Here is a 16,843-nt window from a genome sequence, read left to right as displayed (position 1 = left end):
CGTTCAATCCACGCCCGGACAGGATCGTCGGGCGCAAAGGGCGGCCCGCTAGTTCCCCGCGCTGGCCATGCGCCGTCCCTTGATCGCTTTCTCTAGCCAGCCGATCTCCATTTCTGGCACCGACGATAGCAAAAGATCGGTGTAGGCATCGAATGGTGGCGTCAGCACGGTGCTCTTGGCGCCGTAGCGCACCACTTCGCCGCGATACATCACGGCGATCGAATCGGCGATCGACTTGACCGTGGCCAGGTCGTGGGTGATGAACAGATAGGCGACGTTTTCCTCTTTCTGCAGCCCGAGGAGCAGCTCCAGTATGCCGTGGGCGACCAGCGGATCGAGCGCCGAGGTCACCTCGTCGCAGATGATCAGCTTCGGCTTGGCGGCGAGCGAACGAGCGATGCAGACGCGCTGCTTCTGGCCGCCCGAAAGCTCGGCCGGATAGCGGTCGACATAGCCTTTACCCATTTCGATCTTGTCGAGCAGTTCGGCGACGCGTTTGTCGCGCTCAAGCCCGCGCATCCCAAAATAGAATTCCAGCGGCCGACCGATGATGGTGCCGACCGTCTGGCGCGGGTTCATCGCCACGTCGGCCATCTGGTAGATCATCTGCAGCTGGCGCAGGTCCTCCTTCGGCCGGTCGGCAAGTCGGTTGGCGAGCGGCCGTCCGTCGAAGGTGACGGTGCCTTGTTCGGGCGGCAAGAGGCCGGTGATGGCGCGCGCCAGTGTCGATTTGCCGGAGCCGGACTCGCCGACCACCGCCAGCGTCTGGCCGGGGAAAATATCGACGGAGACGTTCTTCAGCACCTTGATGTGACTGCGGCCATAGGCGGCGGTGATGTTCTTGACCGACAGGAACGGGCTCGTGCCGGGCTTCTGCTCCTGGTGTTCGATCTCATGCACCGAAACCAGCGCGTTGGTGTATTCTTGGCGCGGCTCCTTGATGATCTGGCGGGTGCCGCCCCATTCGACCAGCCGGCCGTGGCGCAACACCATGATCTCGTCCGAGACCTGGGCGACGACGGCAAGGTCGTGAGTGATGTAGAGTGCCGCGACATGCGTGTCGCGGATGGCATCCTTGATCGCCGCCAAGACGTCGATCTGCGTCGTCACGTCCAGCGCCGTGGTCGGCTCGTCGAAGACGATCAGGTCGGGCTCCGAGCACAGCGCCATTGCCGTCATCACGCGCTGCAGCTGACCGCCCGACACCTGGTGGGGAAAGCGCTCGCCGATGCTTTCGGGGTTCGGCAGGCTGAGCTTCTTGAACAGCGCCACGGCGCGCTTTTCGGCTTCGGCCCGCGTCGCCGTGCCGTGCAGGAGTGCTGCCTCGACCACCTGGTCCATCAGCCTGTGCGCCGGATTGAAGGCGGCTGCCGCCGATTGCGCGACATAGCAGACCTCGCGGCCGCGCAATTTGCGAAACCCTTCGTTGCCGCCCTTCAGGATGTCGCGGCCATTGAGGATGACCTCGCCGCCGGTGATGCGCACGCCGCCGCGGCCGTAGCCCATCGACGACAGGCCGATGGTCGATTTGCCGGCGCCGGACTCGCCGATCAATCCGAGCACCTTGCCCTTTTCGAGCGTCAGCGAGACATCGTGCACCAGCACGATGTTCTTCGGCGCCTCACCCGGCGGATATACCGTGGCCTCGATGCGCAGATTGCGGATGTCGAGCAGCACGCCGGACTTTGGTTGCCCGGGCTTCGGTTGCCCGGGCTTCGGTTGCTTGTCAGCCATTACCCGCGTCCTCCCTTCAGGCTTGTCGTACGGTTGAGCACCCAGTCGGCGACGAGATTGACGGAAATCGCCAGCGCTGCGATCGCCGCCGCCGGAATGAGGGCGGCGCCTATGCCGAAGACGATGCCATCCTTGTTTTCCTTGACCATGCCGCCCCAATCGGCGTCCGGCGGCTGCACGCCAAGCCCGAGGAAGGACAGCGTCGACAGGAACAGTACGGCATAGATGAAGCGCAGGCCGAGTTCCGAAACCAGCGGCGACAGCGCATTGGGCAGGATTTCCCGGAAGATGATCCAGCCGCTGCCTTCGCCGCGCAATTTGGCCGCCTCGACATAGTCCATGACGTTGATATCGACGGCGACCGCCCTCGACAGGCGGTAGACGCGGGTCGAGTCGAGAACGCCCATGACCAGGATCAGCGTCACCAGATTGGATGGCAGCACCGACAGCACCACAAGCGCCATGATCAGCGTCGGGATCGACATCAGGAGATCGACGAGACGCGACAGAAGCGTGTCGAACCAGCCGCCGAAAACCGCCGCCGAGAAGCCGAGGATGGCGCCGAGCGAGAACGACAGCGCGGTCGCCAGCACCGCGATGAACAGGGTGATGCGGGCGCCATAGATCATGCGCGACAACAGATCGCGGCCGAGATTGTCGGTGCCCAGCCAATGCGCCGCCGACATCGGTTCCCAAGGGACGTCGCTGACGATCTCGGCATTGCCATGCGGCGCGATCCACGGCGCAAAGATCGCTGCCAGCACGAACAGCGCCGTCAGCACGATGCCGACCAATGCCGGGATGGGGATGCGTTTGATGACGAGCATACCCGCCCCCCTCATTTCGGATGTCTGAGGCGCGGATTGGCGACGATCGCCGCTATGTCCGCGATGATGTTCAGGCTGATGTAGACAGCGGCGAAGATCAGCCCGACCGCCTGCACCACCGGCACGTCACGCTTGGTGACGTGGTCGACGAGGTATTGGCCCATGCCTGGATAGACAAAGATAACTTCGACCACGACGACGCCGACGATCAGGTAAGCGAGATTGAGCATCACGACGTTGATGATCGGCGCGATGGCATTGGGGAAGGCATGCCTGCGGATGACCGCGAAGGCCGAAAGCCCCTTGAGTTCGGCGGTCTCGACATAGGCGGACTGCATCACATTGAGGATCGCAGCGCGCGTCATGCGCATCATATGCGCGAGCACCACCAGGGTCAGCGCCGCCGCTGGCAGTGCTATGGCCTGAATGCGTTCGCCGAAAGGCATCCCGTCATAGACCGTGGAAATGGCGGGAAACCATTGATGTTGCACCGCGAAGAAAAAGACGAGCACATAGCCGATGAAGAATTCCGGAAACGAGGTCGAGGCGAGCGCTAACCCGGAGATCAGCTTGTCGACCCAGCCATTGCGGTAGCGCACCGCGATCAGGCCGAGGATGATCGCCAGCGGCACCGCGACGATCGCCGCCCAGAAGGCGAGGAACAGCGTGTTCCACAGCCTTCCCTTGATCGAGGTTGCGATATCCTGACCGCTCGACATAGCCGTGCCGAGATCACCGGTCAGGATGCCGCCGAGCCAACGAAAATAACGGATGTAAGCGGGATCATTGAGGCCGAGCTGCTCGCGCAGATTGGCGAGCGACTCCGGTGTCGCCGACTGCCCGAGAATGGCTTGCGCGACGTCGCCGGGCAGGATTTGGGTGCCGGCGAAGATCAGGACCGAAACGGCCAACAGCAGCAGAATGCCCAGCGCAATGCGCTGGGCCACCAGTTTCACGATGGGTGAGGACATATCCGCAAGGCCGGGCTCAGGCTTCGAGCCAGCACTTCGCCAGAGCATATCCGTTCATCAACTCCTGATGCGGATCATCCACCCAGCCGGCGACCTTGGCGCCCGTCGCGTCGATGAACTGATTGAACATCGGCAGGATCAAGCCGCCCTCGTCGCGCACCATCACAGCCATGTCGTGGTACATTGCCTTGCGCTTGGCCTCGTCGAGCTCGGCGCGAGCCGCCAGCACCATCTTGTCGAAATCCGGACGCTTGAAACGTGTGTCGTTCCAGTCGGCCGTCGACAGATAGGCGGTAGAGTACATCTGGTCCTGCGTCGACCGGCCGCCCCAGTAGGAGGCGCAGAAGGGCTGCTTGTTCCAGACTTCCGACCAGTAGCCGTCGCCCGGTTCGCGTTTGATCTCCAGCTTGATGCCGGCCTTGGCCGCGCTTTGCTGGAACAGCTGTGCGGCATCGACGGCACCGGGGAAGGCGACGTCCGACGTCCGGAGCAGGACGGCACCGTCATGGCCCGATTTCTTGTAGTGGAACTTGGCCTTATCGGGATCGTATTTGCGCTGCTCGATCTCGGTGAATAGCGGGTACGATGCATTGATCGGGAAGTCGTTGCCGAGCGAGCCATAGCCACGCAGCACCTTGTTCAGCATCTCCTCGCGGTCGATCGCCAGCTTCAACGCCATCCGCAAGTCGTTGTTGTCGAACGGCGCGGTGTCGCAGTGCATGATGAAGACGTAGTGGCCGGGTCCCGAATGGTTGCGGATGGTGACGCCGGGCACGCGCTTGATCAGATCGACGATCTTCGGCTCGACCCGGTTGATCATGTTGACCTGGCCGCCCTGCAGCGCCGCCGTGCGGGCCGTGGCGTCGTTGATGACGATGATCTCTATCTGGTCGGCATGGCCCATCTTGTCGCCCTGCCAGTAATTGGCGAAGCGCTCGCCGCCATGGCGCACGCCGGGCTCGTTGGTGGTGACCTTGTAAGGACCCGCCGAGATACCGGCATCGGCCTTGTCCTTGCCGCCGTTCGGCTGGATGATCAGGTGATAGTCGCTAAGCAGGTAGGGCAGGTCGGCATTCGGCTCCTTCAGCGTCAGCACCACTTCCTTGCCGCTGGCCTTTATGCTCTCGATGCCTTTCATGTAACCGAGCGCGCCGGACTTCGACTTCTCGTCCGAATGGCGTTCGAGGGTGGCGGCCACGTCATCTGCGGTCACCTTCTTGCCGTCGTGGAACTCGACGCCATCGCGGATCTTCAGCGTCCAGGTCTTGGCGTCGTCCGACGAGCCGATCTCCTCGGCAATGCGGTTCTCGAGCTTGCCTTCGGGAGACAGTTCGACGATCAGTTCGCCCCACATCTTGCCGAAGGCGAACGGCACCTGCGTCATGAACAGCGCCGGATCGAGGCTGTTGGTGGACTCGCCACCGACCAGGCCAGCCTTGAGCGTGCCGCCCTTGACCGGACCCGCCGCGCGGGAAGCGCTGGATAGCAGCGAATTGGCGAAGGTTACGGTGACGCCGAGCGCTGCTGCCCGGCCGAGAAAATCGCGACGGCTCAGCTTGCCGGACGCAACGCGCCGGCTCAGATATTCCAGTTCGTTCGACATGTTGAGTTCCTCACTCTGTTGGTCCGACCTTATGGTCGTTTTTCTCATTTCAATCGGGAGAATAATGACCGTAAGGGAAAGCGGTAAGCAAGACCGAATGCGACATGCCGTGGCGTAAATCGTGCGTCGCAATTGGACCAATCGCTATAAGCGCTCAAAGCAGCACGCGCGGGATTTTCTCCTCGAAATTGCGCTCGAAGACGAGTTTCTCGCCTTCATAGGCTTCAATTCTGGCGCTAACCACGAAGCTTTGCGCGTCGGACCGCATTTCGGCGAAGGTTTCGGTGCGCACCGACCATCCATTTCGCGACAGCGTCTGGCTCCAATGCGTCTTGCCCGAGGCTGACAGCGGATTGTCAGGATGGATCACCCATGTCTCCCTGGCGAGGCTCCCGTGGGCGAGGCCATGCTCCAGGTCGCGCACCTCACCGAAATCGTCGACGATGGAAACCGTAATCATTCCGGTCTTTTCGTCGCGATCGACATGACGCTCGGAATTGGCGGGCCGAAGCGTCTCCGTTGCCCAGGGCGCAGCACCTTCGGGAGCGGGGAAGGTGACCTCGTCGCCTGTCGCTGGCGGGCGTACCGGCAGCATCAATGTCGCGGCCGACAATTCGAGCCGGACCGGCTCCGGCGACGGCCAGATCATCGGCCAGTAGGCGTTCGAAACGGCAACGCGCAAGCGATGGCCGACCGGCACGCGATAGGCGCATTGGTCGAGCACCACCCGGGCGCTGACGGTTTCGCCGGGCACTAGCGCTTTGGGAAATTCGTGCGAGTTGCGATGCGTCAGGTTGAGCACGCCGTACGAGATCAGCTCCGATGCCCCGTCCGGATGGACGTCGCACAGCCGAACCGCGATGTTCGCCTGGCGCCGGTCCGACGAGACCCTGACCACAACTTCGGGAGCACCGACAATGTCGATCGTTTCGGTCAGCACCGGCTGGTCGAAGCACACCGACAGCGCATCGTCGGGGCGCTGGTCACCCGGCAGTTCCGGGCCGAAGGTGAAGGGGAAATATTCGCCGCCGGCGAGGCCGCAGCTTTGCGGCGAAGCGACGATAGCGTGGTTGCCTTCAGCGATAAGCTCAACCTCTTGGGTCTCGATGTTGGGTGATGGCCATTCCGATTCAGCGACCCAGCGGCCCGGCCGCTCGGGATGCCAGCGCGCCGGACGCACGCTGTCCATGACATAGGCGCGGTAGGCGGGGTCGGCCTCGACGCCGGTGTCGATGTCCTTCAGCCAGCGGTCCCACCAGCGCAAGGCCTCCTGCAGGAAGCCGATGCGCGGTTCGGGCGCGGCGTAATGCGGGTATTTGTGGATCCACGGGCCGACGATGCCCTTGACCGGCGCCTCGATATTGACGGCGAGATGGGAAATCGTATTGCGATAGCCATCATGCCAGCCGCCGATCGACAGCACCGCGGCATGGATGGCGGAATAGTCCTCGCAGATCGAGCCGCGCTTCCAATAGGCATCGCGATGCTGGTGCTTCAGCCACAGCGGTGCCAGGAAGGGCTGGTTCTCCAGCCTGGTCAGCCACAGGTCGCGCCATCTGTTGTCGCCGGCCAGCAACGGATCCGGCGGCCTTGACGAATAGGACAGCATGGTCGAGGCCCAGCCGAAATTCTCGATCAGCAGGCAGCCGCCCTTGTAGTGGATGTCGTCGGCATAGCGGTCGACCGTCGAACAGAGACTGATGACCGCCTTCAGCGCCGGCGGCTGCTTGGCTGCTACCTGCAGGCAGTTGAAGCCGCCCCACGAAATGCCCATCATGCCGACATTGCCGTTGCACCAGGGCTGGTCCGCCGCCCAGGCGATGACGTCGCAAGCGTCCTGCAATTCCTGCTCGGAATATTCGTCGTCCATCAGCCCTTCGGAATCGCCATTGCCGCGCATGTCGACGCGGATCGAGGCGTAGCCGTGGCCGGCAAAATAGGGATGCGTCAGCTGATCACGATAGATCGTGCCGTCGCGCTTGCGATAGGGCAGGTGTTCGAGGATTGCCGGCACTGGATCGTCGGCAGCATCGGCCGGCATCCACACCCGCGCCGACAGCCGGCAGCCGTCCGGCATGATGATCCCCATATCCGGAAATTCGACGATCTTTCGTGGGAATTCAGTGACGATTTTCATGCGGGCGAACTCCAGGAGCGCCAGATGATGGAGCCCGTGAGAGCGCGTCATGGGCCAGTCAACGAATTCGGCTGGTCAATCCGCGTCAATTCAGCGGTATGTCGTTTTCGGCCTTGCTTGCTTGATAGGCGGCGGACAATTCGTCATAGCGCGCTGATATTGCGCCGATACGCGCTTCCAGCCGACCGCGCTCGGGGTCGGGCAGCGAGCGCACCAATTTGCGGATCGAAAAGCTCTTCCAATAGGCATTCTCGGCATTGTAGCCGCCCGGATCGAGGGTGAAGACCTCTTTCAGGATCTTCAAATCATGCGGGATGTCGAAGCTGTCGCGCGAGTCCTCGTGGCTGAACAGATAGAAGAAATTGTCGAAGCCGGTCCAGGTGATCGCCGACAGGCAGAGCGAGCAGGGTTCGTGCGTGGCAAGAAAGATCGCGTCCTTGGTGTCGACGCGTTCGGCTTTAGGCATTTCGTAGAAGCGCTTCAGGCAATGCACCTCGCCGTGCCAAAGCGGGTTTTCGGTCTCGTTGTTGGTTTCGGCAAGCACCAGCGAGCGGTCGTCCTTGCGCAGAATGGCCGCGCCGAACAGCTTATTGCCGTGCGCGACGCCTTCGACGGTCTTCGGCACGATGTCGTGCTCGATGACGTCGAGCAGTCGGTCGATCAGCGAAATGTCGGTCATCATCTAATCCCGTCGGGAAGATCGATCTCGTAGGCGTGCGAGAAATGGCACTCTTCGAGATTGGAGCCGTCGCCGCCGCGGTCGACGACCACAAAATCCTGAACATCGCCGATCGGCGTCAGCACTCCGTGCCACAGATTGCGCGGATAGTTGATGCCTTGCCCGGGCGCGGTGATGAAGGCATGCGGCTCGCCCGGGCCCTCCTCGCCGTCATGGCAGACGACGACCAGGAACGGCCGTGGTGACAGCGGGATGAAGGCCTGGCTGCCAAACGGATGGCGCTCCACCATGGTAAGCTTCAACGGCAGCTCATAGGGCGTGCCACGCACCATCGAGATCAGCACGCGCGCATTCGGCCCTCGTGCTTCCGCCGTGGCGAGGTCATGGTAGCGCTCAGCCTTGCCGCCATTGATCGGATAATGGTTGTCGCCGCCCATATCGATGACGTCGCCGAATTCGGCGAAATTCTCGCGGGTCAGCGGCCGCGCGACGATGCGGGTCATGGTGTAGGTTTCACGACGCCGGCGCTGCCAAGCTTGGCGTGGCGGTTGACGTCCTTATAGAGGAGATAGCGGAATTTGCCCGGCCCGCCGGCATAACAAGCCTGCGGGCAAAAGGCGCGCAGCCACATATAGTCGCCGGCTTCGACTTCGACCCAGTCCTGGTTGAGACGGTAGACCGCCTTGCCCTCCAGCACATAGAGCCCGTGCTCCATGACGTGCGTCTCGGCGAAGGGAATGACCGCGCCAGGCTCGAGCGTGACGATGGTGACATGCATGTCGTGGCGCATGTCGGCCGGATCGACGAAGCGCGTCGTCGCCCATCGGCCTTCGGTACCCGGCATTGGCGTCGGCGCGATTTCCTGTTCGTTGGCGAAGAACGCTTGCGGCTGGTCGATGTCGTCGACTGCGTCATAAGTCTTGCGGATCCAGTGAAAGCGGACGGCGGCACCGCTTTCATTGCGCACCGTCCACCCGCTTGCCGGGGGCAGGTAGGCAAAACCGCCCGGCCTTAAGCTATATTTCTTGTCGGCAAGCGAAACGCATAGCTCGCCTTCGACTACGAACAGGGCACCTTCGGCGGCGGCGTCAAGCTCGGGGCGGTCGCTGCCGCCGCCGGGCGCGAGCTCGACGATGTATTGCGAAAACGTCTCGGCAAAACCCGACAGCGGCCGCGACAGCACCCAGACGCGTGTCCCATCCCAGAACGGCAAGGCGCTGGTGACGATGTCCTGCATCACACCCTTGGGGATGACCGCATAGGCCTGTGTGAACACAGCGCGGCCGGTCAGCAATTCACTCTGGCCGGGATGTCCGCCCTGCGGCGCATAATAGGTTCGCTCGGCCATTTTCATCATATCCATAAATTCAAGCCTGTTGCGGAAGCCACGGCCCATGGCGGCAGCCGAAGCCCTATTGCGGAAGCATGTCCTTGAGACGAAGCAGCGCGATGCGCTCGACCTGTCTGCAGGCGGTTTCGAATTCGACATCGTGGCTGTTGCCGATACGCGCCTCGAACTCGGCCAGGATCTCCGCCTTGGTCTTTCCTTTCACTGCAATAATGAAAGGGAAACCGAAACTGGTGACGTAGGCGGCATTGAGTTTTGCGAACAGCTCGCGCTCCTTCTCGGTCAGCGCGTCGAGCCCTGCCGAAGCCTGTTCCCTCGACGATTCCGCCGTCAGCCGCTTGGCCTGTGCCAGTTTTCCGGCAAGATCGGGGTGGGCATTGAGCACGGCAAACCGCTCGGCCTCGCTGGCCGCGCGAAACACGCGGCAGAGCGCGTTGTGCAGGCCGCCGGCACTGTCATGGGCCGGGCCGAGCTCCAGCTCATAAGCGCGCTCGGCAACCCACGGCGAATGCTCGAAGACGCCGCCGAATGTGTGGACGAAGGCCTCGAATTCCATTTTCGACGGGCGCAGCGCCGGCAACCGGAACGGATGCGTCTCCTGCCAATGTTTTGCAATGTCGATGCGTCGTGCCAGCCAGACCTTGTCATGCGATTTGACGTAGTCGATGAAGCGCTTCAGTGCCGCGACCCGGCCCGGCCGGCCGACCAGGCGGCAGTGCAGGCCGATGTTCATCATACGCGGCCGCCCTGCCTTGCCCTCGGCATAGAGCGTATCGAAACTATCCCTGAGATAGGCAAAGAACTGGTCGCCCGAGTTGAAGCCTTGCGGCGTGGCAAAGCGCATGTCGTTGGCGTCGAGCGTGTAGGGGATGACCAGCTGCGGCTTCGCCGACCCGTCCGGTGCCACATGCTCGAACCAGTAGGGCAGTTCGTCGTCATAGGTGTCCGACACATAGTCGAAGCCGCCCTCTTCCGCCGCCAGCCGCACCGTGTTGATCGAGGTGCGGCCGGTGTACCAGCCGGTCGGCCGCGCCCCTGTGACCTCATAATGCAGCCGGATCGCCGCTTCCATGTCGCGGCGCTCGTCTTCTGGCGCATGGTCGCGGTAGTCGATCCATTTCAGCCCGTGCGAGGCGATCTCCCAGCCGGCCTCCTGCATCGCCGCAACCTGATCGGGCGAACGCGCCAGGGCCGTGGCAACGCCGTAGCAGGTGACCGGCACTTGCGCCGCGCTGAACAGGCGCAGCAATCGCCAGAAGCCGGAACGGGCGCCGTATTCGTAGATCGATTCCATGTTCCAGTGGCGCTGGCCGGGCCAGGGCGCGGCGCCGACGATCTCCGACAGGAAAGCCTCCGAAGCCTTGTCGCCGTGCAGGACGCAATTCTCGCCGCCCTCTTCGTAATTGACGACGAACTGCACCGCGACATGCGCCCCGCCGGGCCATTTCGGATCCGGCGGATTGGCTCCGTAGCCGCGCATGTCTCGTTCGTAACGCATTCTCGCTCCTGCCGGAAATTGTGATCAGGATAGTCGAAAGGAGTGCCTGCGCATTCCCCCGAAATTTTTGAAAGTGTTTTTGTCGCGCTCCGCTCGACCGGGACTTATGCATCGCCTTTAATTGGCGCACAATTCATGAATAGTGTTCGACCGTTCAGGGAATGGAGCAGCCAGTGGCGGAAACGTCGAAAGCCGAAGGCGGGCGCCTGACGACCCACGTCCTCGACACTGCGGCCGGCAAACCGGCGGCCGGTCTGTCGATCGAGTTCTATCATCTTGACGGTCAGGCCCGGACGCATCTGAAAACGGTCGTCACCAATGATGACGGCCGTTGCGATGCTCCGCTGCTTGCCGGCGCGGAATTCCGTACCGGCGAATACGAGCTGGTCTTTGCGGCTGGCGATTATCTGCGCCGGCAAGGGACAAAACTGCCGGAACCGGCCTTCCTCGACCATGTGCCGATCCGCTTCGGTATGGCCGAGCCGGTGCACTATCATGTGCCGCTGCTTCTGTCCCCGTACGGCTATTCGACTTACCGGGGAAGCTGAGATGGCCGGGATCAAGACACGCAACGAAATCCGGTTCATCCTCAATGGCGAGGACGTCGCGCTCAGCACGGTTGCACCCGACCAGACCCTGCTCGACTGGCTGCGGCTCGACCGCTCGCTGCGCGGCACCAAGGAGGGTTGCGCCGAGGGCGACTGTGGCGCTTGCACGGTGCTGGTCGGCAGGCTCTCCGGTGGAACACTGGTCTATGAAAGCGTCAATGCCTGCATCCGCTTCCTTGGCTCGCTAGACGGCACGCATGTCGTTACCGTCGAGCATCTGCGCGGCGACGCAGGAAAACTGCATCCCGTGCAGCAGGCGATGGTCGATTTCCACGGCTCGCAATGCGGCTTCTGCACACCGGGTTTCGTCATGTCGCTTTATGCTCTGTGGATGCGGACGCCGGAGCCGTCGGACGCCGCCATCGAAAGGGCGCTGCAAGGCAATCTCTGCCGCTGCACCGGCTACGAGGCGATCATGCGCGCCGCACGTGACATCTCCAGCTACGGCCCGGCGGCAAAGGATCCGCTGGCGGCGGAGCGCAAGTCAGTCACGGCTAAGCTCGAAGCGATGAAGGACGGTTCGCGCATCGAGATCGGCTCCGGCAGCATGCGGCTGATCGTGCCGGCCAATGCCGACGATCTGGCCAGCGTACTCGTCAAGGAGCCGGGCGCCACTATCGTCGCGGGTTCGACCGATGTCGGCCTTTGGGTGACCAAGCACATGCGCGATATTGCGCCGGCGGTTTTCATCGGCAATCTCGATGGTCTGTGCGGGATTTCCGAGGACAAGGGCGTCGTCTCGATCGGCGCCGGTGTCACCTATAGCGAAGCCTTCTCGACGCTGGCGAAACGCATCCCGGCGCTCGGCCCGCTGTTCGACCGCATCGGCGGCGATCAGGTGCGCAACATGGGCACCATCGGCGGCAATATCGCCAACGGTTCGCCGATCGGCGACACGCCGCCGCCGCTGATCGCACTCGGTGCCCGCCTGACGCTGCGCCGCGGCAACAAGCGTCGAACGATCCCGCTCGAGGAGTTTTTCATCGCCTATGGCAAGCAGGACCGGCAGCCCGGCGAATTCGTCGAGGCCGCACATGTTCCGGTGCCAGGTAGCGAGACGAAATTTGCCGTCTACAAGATCACCAAGCGCCGCGACGAAGACATCACAGCAGCGCTAGGCGCGTTTTTCCTGAAGCTCGCCGAGCATGGCACGGTGGCGGATGTGCGCATCGCCTATGGCGGCATGGCGGCAACGCCGAAGCGAGCCTTTGGCGTCGAAAAGGCATTGCTTGGCAAGCCCTGGACGGAAGCGACGGTCGAGGCGGCGATGGCCGCGTATGCCGACGATTTCACGCCGCTGACCGACATGCGGGCAAGCGCCGAATACCGGGCGCTGGGGGCGCGCAACCTGCTGCTGCGCTTCTTTGCCGAAACCACCGGCACCCGGGCGCCGATCCAGGTATCACGGCACGAGGCGGCATGATGAACAAGCACGCCACCCCCAACCTGAAGGCGCAAAAAATCGCCGGCGGCGTCGCCACCGACCAGCGCCATGATTCCGCGCACAAGCATGTCAGTGGCACGGCCGTCTATATCGACGACATGCCGGAACCGGCCGGCACGCTGCACGGCTGCCTTGGGCTTTCGACGGCGACGCATGCCACTATCACCAGCATGGACCTATCGGCGGTGCGCGCGGCACCCGGCGTCATCGACGTGCTGACGGCGAGCGACGTGCCAGGGGAGAACGACATTTCGCCGACCGGCCGTCACGACGAGCCGGTGCTGGCCGACGGCAAGGTGCAATTCTTTGGCCAACCGATCTTCTGCGTCATTGCCGAAACCCGCGAGCAGGCGCGCCGTGCAACGAGGCTGGCCAAGGTCGAATACAAGGAATTGCCGTTCGTCGCCGATGTCGGTGAGCTCGATCCCCGGAAAGATAAGCTGGTCACGCCCCCGCTGACGCTGAAGCGCGGTGATGCAGCGGCTGCGATCAATGCGGCGCCGCGCCGGCTGAAGGGAAAAATGCGCATAGGCGGCCAGGAGCATTTCTATCTCGAAGGTCATATCGCCTTGGCCATCCCCGGCGAGGACCACGACGTCACCATCTATTCCTCGACCCAGCACCCGAGCGAAATCCAGCACATGGTCAGCCATGCGCTGGGTGTGCCGAGCCATGCGGTGACGGTGGAAATCCGCCGGATGGGCGGCGCTTTCGGCGGTAAGGAAACGCAAGGCAATCAGTTTGCGGCATTGGCCGCTATCGCCGCGAAGAAACATCATCGGGCCGTGAAAATCCGGCCTGACCGCGACGACGACATGATCGCCACCGGCAAACGCCACGATTTCCTCGTCGACTACGAGGTCGGCTTCGACGACCAGGGCAATATTCTGGGCGTAGATTTCATGTTCGCGGCGCGCTGCGGCTTCTCGGCCGACCTCTCCGGCCCGGTCACTGACCGCGCGCTGTTCCATTGCGACAACACCTATTTCTGGCCGGCGGTGCACGCGCAATCGGCGCCGCTCTACACCAACACGGTATCGAACACTGCCTTTCGCGGCTTCGGCGGCCCGCAAGGCATGGTCGGCGCCGAGCGCGTCATCGACGAAGTCGCGTTTGCCGTCGGCAAGGACCCGCTCGAAATCCGCAAGAAGAATTTCTACGGCACCAGCGACCGCAACATCACGCCCTATCACCAGATAGTCGAGGACAACATCATCCACCGCATCGTCGCCGAGCTGGAGGCGAGTTCCGACTATGCGAGGCGCCGCCGCACCATCGATGCTTTCAATGCCAACAGCCGCTTCATCAAGCGCGGACTGGCGCTGACGCCGGTCAAGTTCGGCATCTCGTTCACCGCCACCCACTACAACCAGGCCGGCGCGCTGGTGCATGTCTATACCGACGGTTCGGTGCATCTGAACCACGGCGGCACCGAGATGGGGCAGGGCCTCTATGTCAAGGTGGCGCAGGTTGTGGCGGAAGAGTTCCAGATCGACCTCGATCAGGTCAAGATCACCGCGACGACGACCGGCAAGGTGCCGAATACCTCGGCCACCGCCGCGTCTTCCGGCTCCGATCTCAACGGCATGGCGGCGCAGAATGCCGCCCGCCAGATCAAGGACCGGTTGACCAATTTTGCCGTCGAGAGATACCAGGTGCCGCGCGACCAGGTGCTGTTCCTGCCCAACCGCGTGCGCATCGGCAACCAGGAGATCGCCTTCGCCGATCTCGTCAGGCAGGCTTATATGGCGCGCATCCAGCTTTCGGCGGCGGGTTTCTACAAGACGCCGAAAATCCATTGGGACCGCGACAAGGGCGAGGGCCATCCCTTCTACTATTTCGCTTACGGCGCCGCGTGCTCGGAAGTGTCTGTCGACACGCTGACCGGCGAATATATCGTCGAGCGCACCGACATCCTGCACGAAACCGGCCGCTCGCTGAACCGCGCCATCGACCTCGGCCAGATCGAGGGCGGCTTCATCCAGGGCATGGGCTGGCTGACAACGGAGGAACTGTGGTGGGACGACAAGGGGCGGCTGCGCACCCATGCGCCATCGACCTACAAGATCCCGCTCGCGTCGGACCGGCCGAAGATTTTTAATGTGACGTTGGCCGACTGGGCGCAAGCAGGCGAGCCGACGGTGTACCGTTCCAAGGCGGTCGGCGAGCCGCCCTTTCCGCTCGCAATGTCGGTGCTGCATGCGCTGTCGGACGCAGTGGCGAGCGTTGCCAGCCACAAGATCTGCCCGCGCCTCGACCCGCCGGCCACGCCGGAGCGTGTGCTGATGGCGATCGAACGGCTGAAGCGGGAAGCCAAAACCGGCACTTGAATCCCGGAAAACGTGCAATTCAGGCCGAAAAACTCTATATTTCCCGATAGGGAACGCAAATGATGAACGCGAAAGTGCAGAGCCTGAAAGCCTTTCTTGCCGGCGCCGGCCGGGTCGCCTTCGTTGAGGTGGCCCGGACAAAAGGTTCGACGCCGCGCGAGACGGGTGCCTTCATGCTCGTCTCAGGATCGGCCACTTTCGGTACGATCGGCGGCGGCCAGCTCGAATACATGGCGATCGACAAAGCGCGACAGATGCTTTTCTCCCCCCTTGAGGGGGAGATGGCCGCGGAGCGGCCAGAGGGGGTCGTCTCAGAAGGTACCGCCAGCGCGTCGAGCACTGCCGCGGCGACCCCACCCGGCGGCTTCGCCGCCACCCTCCCCTCAAGGGGGAGGGATATCCGCGCCACCCTCGACATCGCGCTCGGCCCAGACATCGGGCAGTGCTGCGGCGGCAGGGTCGAGCTGCTGATCCAGCTAGTCGACCCCGCGCTTGAAGCCAAGCTGGTTGCGGCGGCGGAAACCGAGGAAGCGCAGCGACCGCATGTCTACATCCTCGGCGGCGGCCATGTCGGCCAGGCGCTGGCCTCCGCGATGGCCTTGCTGCCGGTGCATGTCGTCGTTGTCGAGACGCGAGCCGAGGCGCTCAAAGGCATGCCGGAAGCGGTCGAAACCAAGCTGACGCCGATGCCTGAGGCGATGGTGCGCGAAGCCCCGGCTGGATCCGCCTTCGTCGTCCTTACACATGACCACGCGCTGGACTTCCTGATCGTCGCCGAGGCTCTGAAACGCCGGGATGCCGCCTATGTCGGCATGATCGGCTCCAGAACCAAGAAGGCGACGTTCCGGAACTGGTTCCTGAAATCGGCGGACGGAAGCGAGGCGGAATTTGCCCGCCTCGTCTCGCCGATCGGCGGCGATGCGGTGAAAGACAAGCATCCGCAAGTCATTGCAGCGCTCGCCGCGGCCGAAATCATAACGGCCTTGGCGAGGTATTATTTACCCGTCGACGGGCCAAAATATTCCCAATCATCGGGTGGTGGTCGGTCGACCGCATCGTCGCAGACTTTTTGATGCTATGAACGGAAGACTGGAGCAGTTGGCGCGTAAGGCCGAGAAAAACACGAGCAGCGCAAATTGATGAAACAGCTTGTCATAGCTCTTCTGGCTGCTTTTGCAGTTTTCTTGGCGTCTACAATAGGATCGCGAACGCCCGCTGCGCGACACGCCGGCGAGCAAACACTCCGCGCCACCTGGTTTGTGCATGTGTTTGCGGTTCTCCTTGCGGGCTTTATCGCGGTCGTTGTGGTTGCCGGACACAGCGAAACACCGAGCGAGCAACTTCCCTGGATTTTTGGTCTACTGGTTGGCTTTGGTCTGAGCCTGATCGGGTGGATTTGGTTCTTTTATGTTCGCGTAGTCTTTTGGAATGTCGAGGGCATAGGAATCCGGCAGCCATTCATGCCGCTTCGATTTATTCCGTGGGAAGACATCGAATGGGCTGGTCGCAAATGGACAGGAGATTTCCAGCTTCGTTCCAAGAAAACCAGCATTGGCTACACCGCGTTCCAGGGCGGACACGATGAGCTAAATCGCCGGGTGAAGCTTGAGGTGCCGAAGTTCGACAGAAATTTCTGATCGAACCCCGGCGCGCCGAGCAAATAG

Annotated in this window: 14 protein-coding genes; 5 read left to right on the top strand and 9 right to left on the bottom strand. The window is 62.6% G+C overall.

Translation table 11 applies throughout. The annotated features are described in order from the left end of the window. Positions 1 to 48 precede the first annotated feature (48 nt). The 9 genes from NKJ15_RS02195 to puuE form a co-directional block, all read right to left on the bottom strand. The gene (locus NKJ15_RS02195) at positions 49 to 1,734 is read right to left on the bottom strand and encodes an ABC transporter ATP-binding protein (RefSeq protein WP_352540352.1); all 1,686 of its coding nucleotides are present in this window, start codon (positions 1,732 to 1,734) and stop codon (positions 49 to 51) included. Beyond that, on the bottom strand, positions 1,734 to 2,561 hold the full coding sequence (locus NKJ15_RS02190; RefSeq protein ID WP_352469848.1) for an ABC transporter permease: 828 nt from the start codon (positions 2,559 to 2,561) through the stop codon (positions 1,734 to 1,736). Before NKJ15_RS02190 ends, NKJ15_RS02195 begins: the two co-directional genes overlap by 1 nt. An 11-nt stretch (positions 2,562 to 2,572) precedes the next feature. After that, complete coding sequence (locus tag NKJ15_RS02185) at positions 2,573 to 3,532, bottom strand: ABC transporter permease (RefSeq protein WP_352469849.1); 960 nt, start codon at positions 3,530 to 3,532, stop codon at positions 2,573 to 2,575. A 16-nt stretch (positions 3,533 to 3,548) separates the two neighbouring features. Beyond that, positions 3,549 to 5,135: an ABC transporter substrate-binding protein gene (locus NKJ15_RS02180; protein WP_352767346.1), complete on the bottom strand. Its 1,587-nt coding sequence runs from the start codon at positions 5,133 to 5,135 to the stop codon at positions 3,549 to 3,551. Positions 5,136 to 5,289: 154 nt separating this feature from the next. Next, a complete protein-coding gene (locus tag NKJ15_RS02175; protein WP_352813898.1) occupies positions 5,290 to 7,272 on the bottom strand; it encodes a CocE/NonD family hydrolase in 1,983 nt (660 codons plus the stop codon). A gap of 85 nt (positions 7,273 to 7,357) precedes the next feature. Next, positions 7,358 to 7,951 carry a nucleoside deaminase gene (locus NKJ15_RS02170; RefSeq protein ID WP_352813896.1) on the bottom strand — a complete coding sequence of 198 codons (594 nt, stop codon included), beginning with the start codon at positions 7,949 to 7,951 and terminating at the stop codon, positions 7,358 to 7,360. Beyond that, positions 7,951 to 8,454 carry an ureidoglycolate lyase gene (locus tag NKJ15_RS02165; RefSeq protein WP_352767343.1) on the bottom strand — a complete coding sequence of 168 codons (504 nt, stop codon included), beginning with the start codon at positions 8,452 to 8,454 and terminating at the stop codon, positions 7,951 to 7,953. The genes NKJ15_RS02170 and NKJ15_RS02165 overlap by 1 nt, the downstream gene beginning before the upstream one ends. Further along, the gene (locus tag NKJ15_RS02160) at positions 8,451 to 9,299 is read right to left on the bottom strand and encodes a bifunctional allantoicase/(S)-ureidoglycine aminohydrolase (RefSeq protein ID WP_502906850.1); all 849 of its coding nucleotides are present in this window, start codon (positions 9,297 to 9,299) and stop codon (positions 8,451 to 8,453) included. Before NKJ15_RS02160 ends, NKJ15_RS02165 begins: the two co-directional genes overlap by 4 nt. Positions 9,300 to 9,363: 64 nt before the next feature. After that, complete coding sequence (puuE, locus tag NKJ15_RS02155) at positions 9,364 to 10,797, bottom strand: allantoinase PuuE (RefSeq protein WP_352469856.1); 1,434 nt, start codon at positions 10,795 to 10,797, stop codon at positions 9,364 to 9,366. Between the two features lie 173 nt (positions 10,798 to 10,970). On the opposite strand from puuE, the gene uraH reads away from it, so the two are divergent. From uraH to NKJ15_RS02130, 5 genes are all read left to right on the top strand, one after another. Further along, entirely contained in the window at positions 10,971 to 11,345 is a 375-nt protein-coding gene (uraH, locus tag NKJ15_RS02150) for a hydroxyisourate hydrolase (protein ID WP_352614350.1), read from the top strand. A 1-nt stretch (position 11,346) separates the two neighbouring features. Further along, positions 11,347 to 12,828, top strand: a complete 1,482-nt coding sequence (gene xdhA, locus NKJ15_RS02145) for a xanthine dehydrogenase small subunit (RefSeq protein ID WP_352813892.1) — start codon at positions 11,347 to 11,349, stop codon at positions 12,826 to 12,828. Next, positions 12,828 to 15,179 carry a xanthine dehydrogenase molybdopterin binding subunit gene (gene xdhB, locus NKJ15_RS02140; RefSeq protein ID WP_352814115.1) on the top strand — a complete coding sequence of 784 codons (2,352 nt, stop codon included), beginning with the start codon at positions 12,828 to 12,830 and terminating at the stop codon, positions 15,177 to 15,179. The genes xdhA and xdhB overlap by 1 nt, the downstream gene beginning before the upstream one ends. Before the next feature lie 62 nt (positions 15,180 to 15,241). Further along, on the top strand, positions 15,242 to 16,252 hold the full coding sequence (xdhC, locus tag NKJ15_RS02135) for a xanthine dehydrogenase accessory protein XdhC (RefSeq protein WP_352814113.1): 1,011 nt from the start codon (positions 15,242 to 15,244) through the stop codon (positions 16,250 to 16,252). Between the two features lie 66 nt (positions 16,253 to 16,318). Beyond that, positions 16,319 to 16,816 (top strand): hypothetical protein, encoded by a 498-nt coding sequence (locus tag NKJ15_RS02130; protein ID WP_352813890.1) that lies wholly within the window; start codon positions 16,319 to 16,321, stop codon positions 16,814 to 16,816. The last annotated feature ends 27 nt before the right edge of the window (positions 16,817 to 16,843 follow it).

Origin of the sequence: Mesorhizobium sp. M0207, from assembly GCF_040321995.1 — a bacterium.
Lineage (GTDB): Bacteria > Pseudomonadota > Alphaproteobacteria > Rhizobiales > Rhizobiaceae > Mesorhizobium.
Note: the sequence above shows the minus strand (reverse complement) of the source record. Positions and strands in the feature narration are given on the sequence as shown.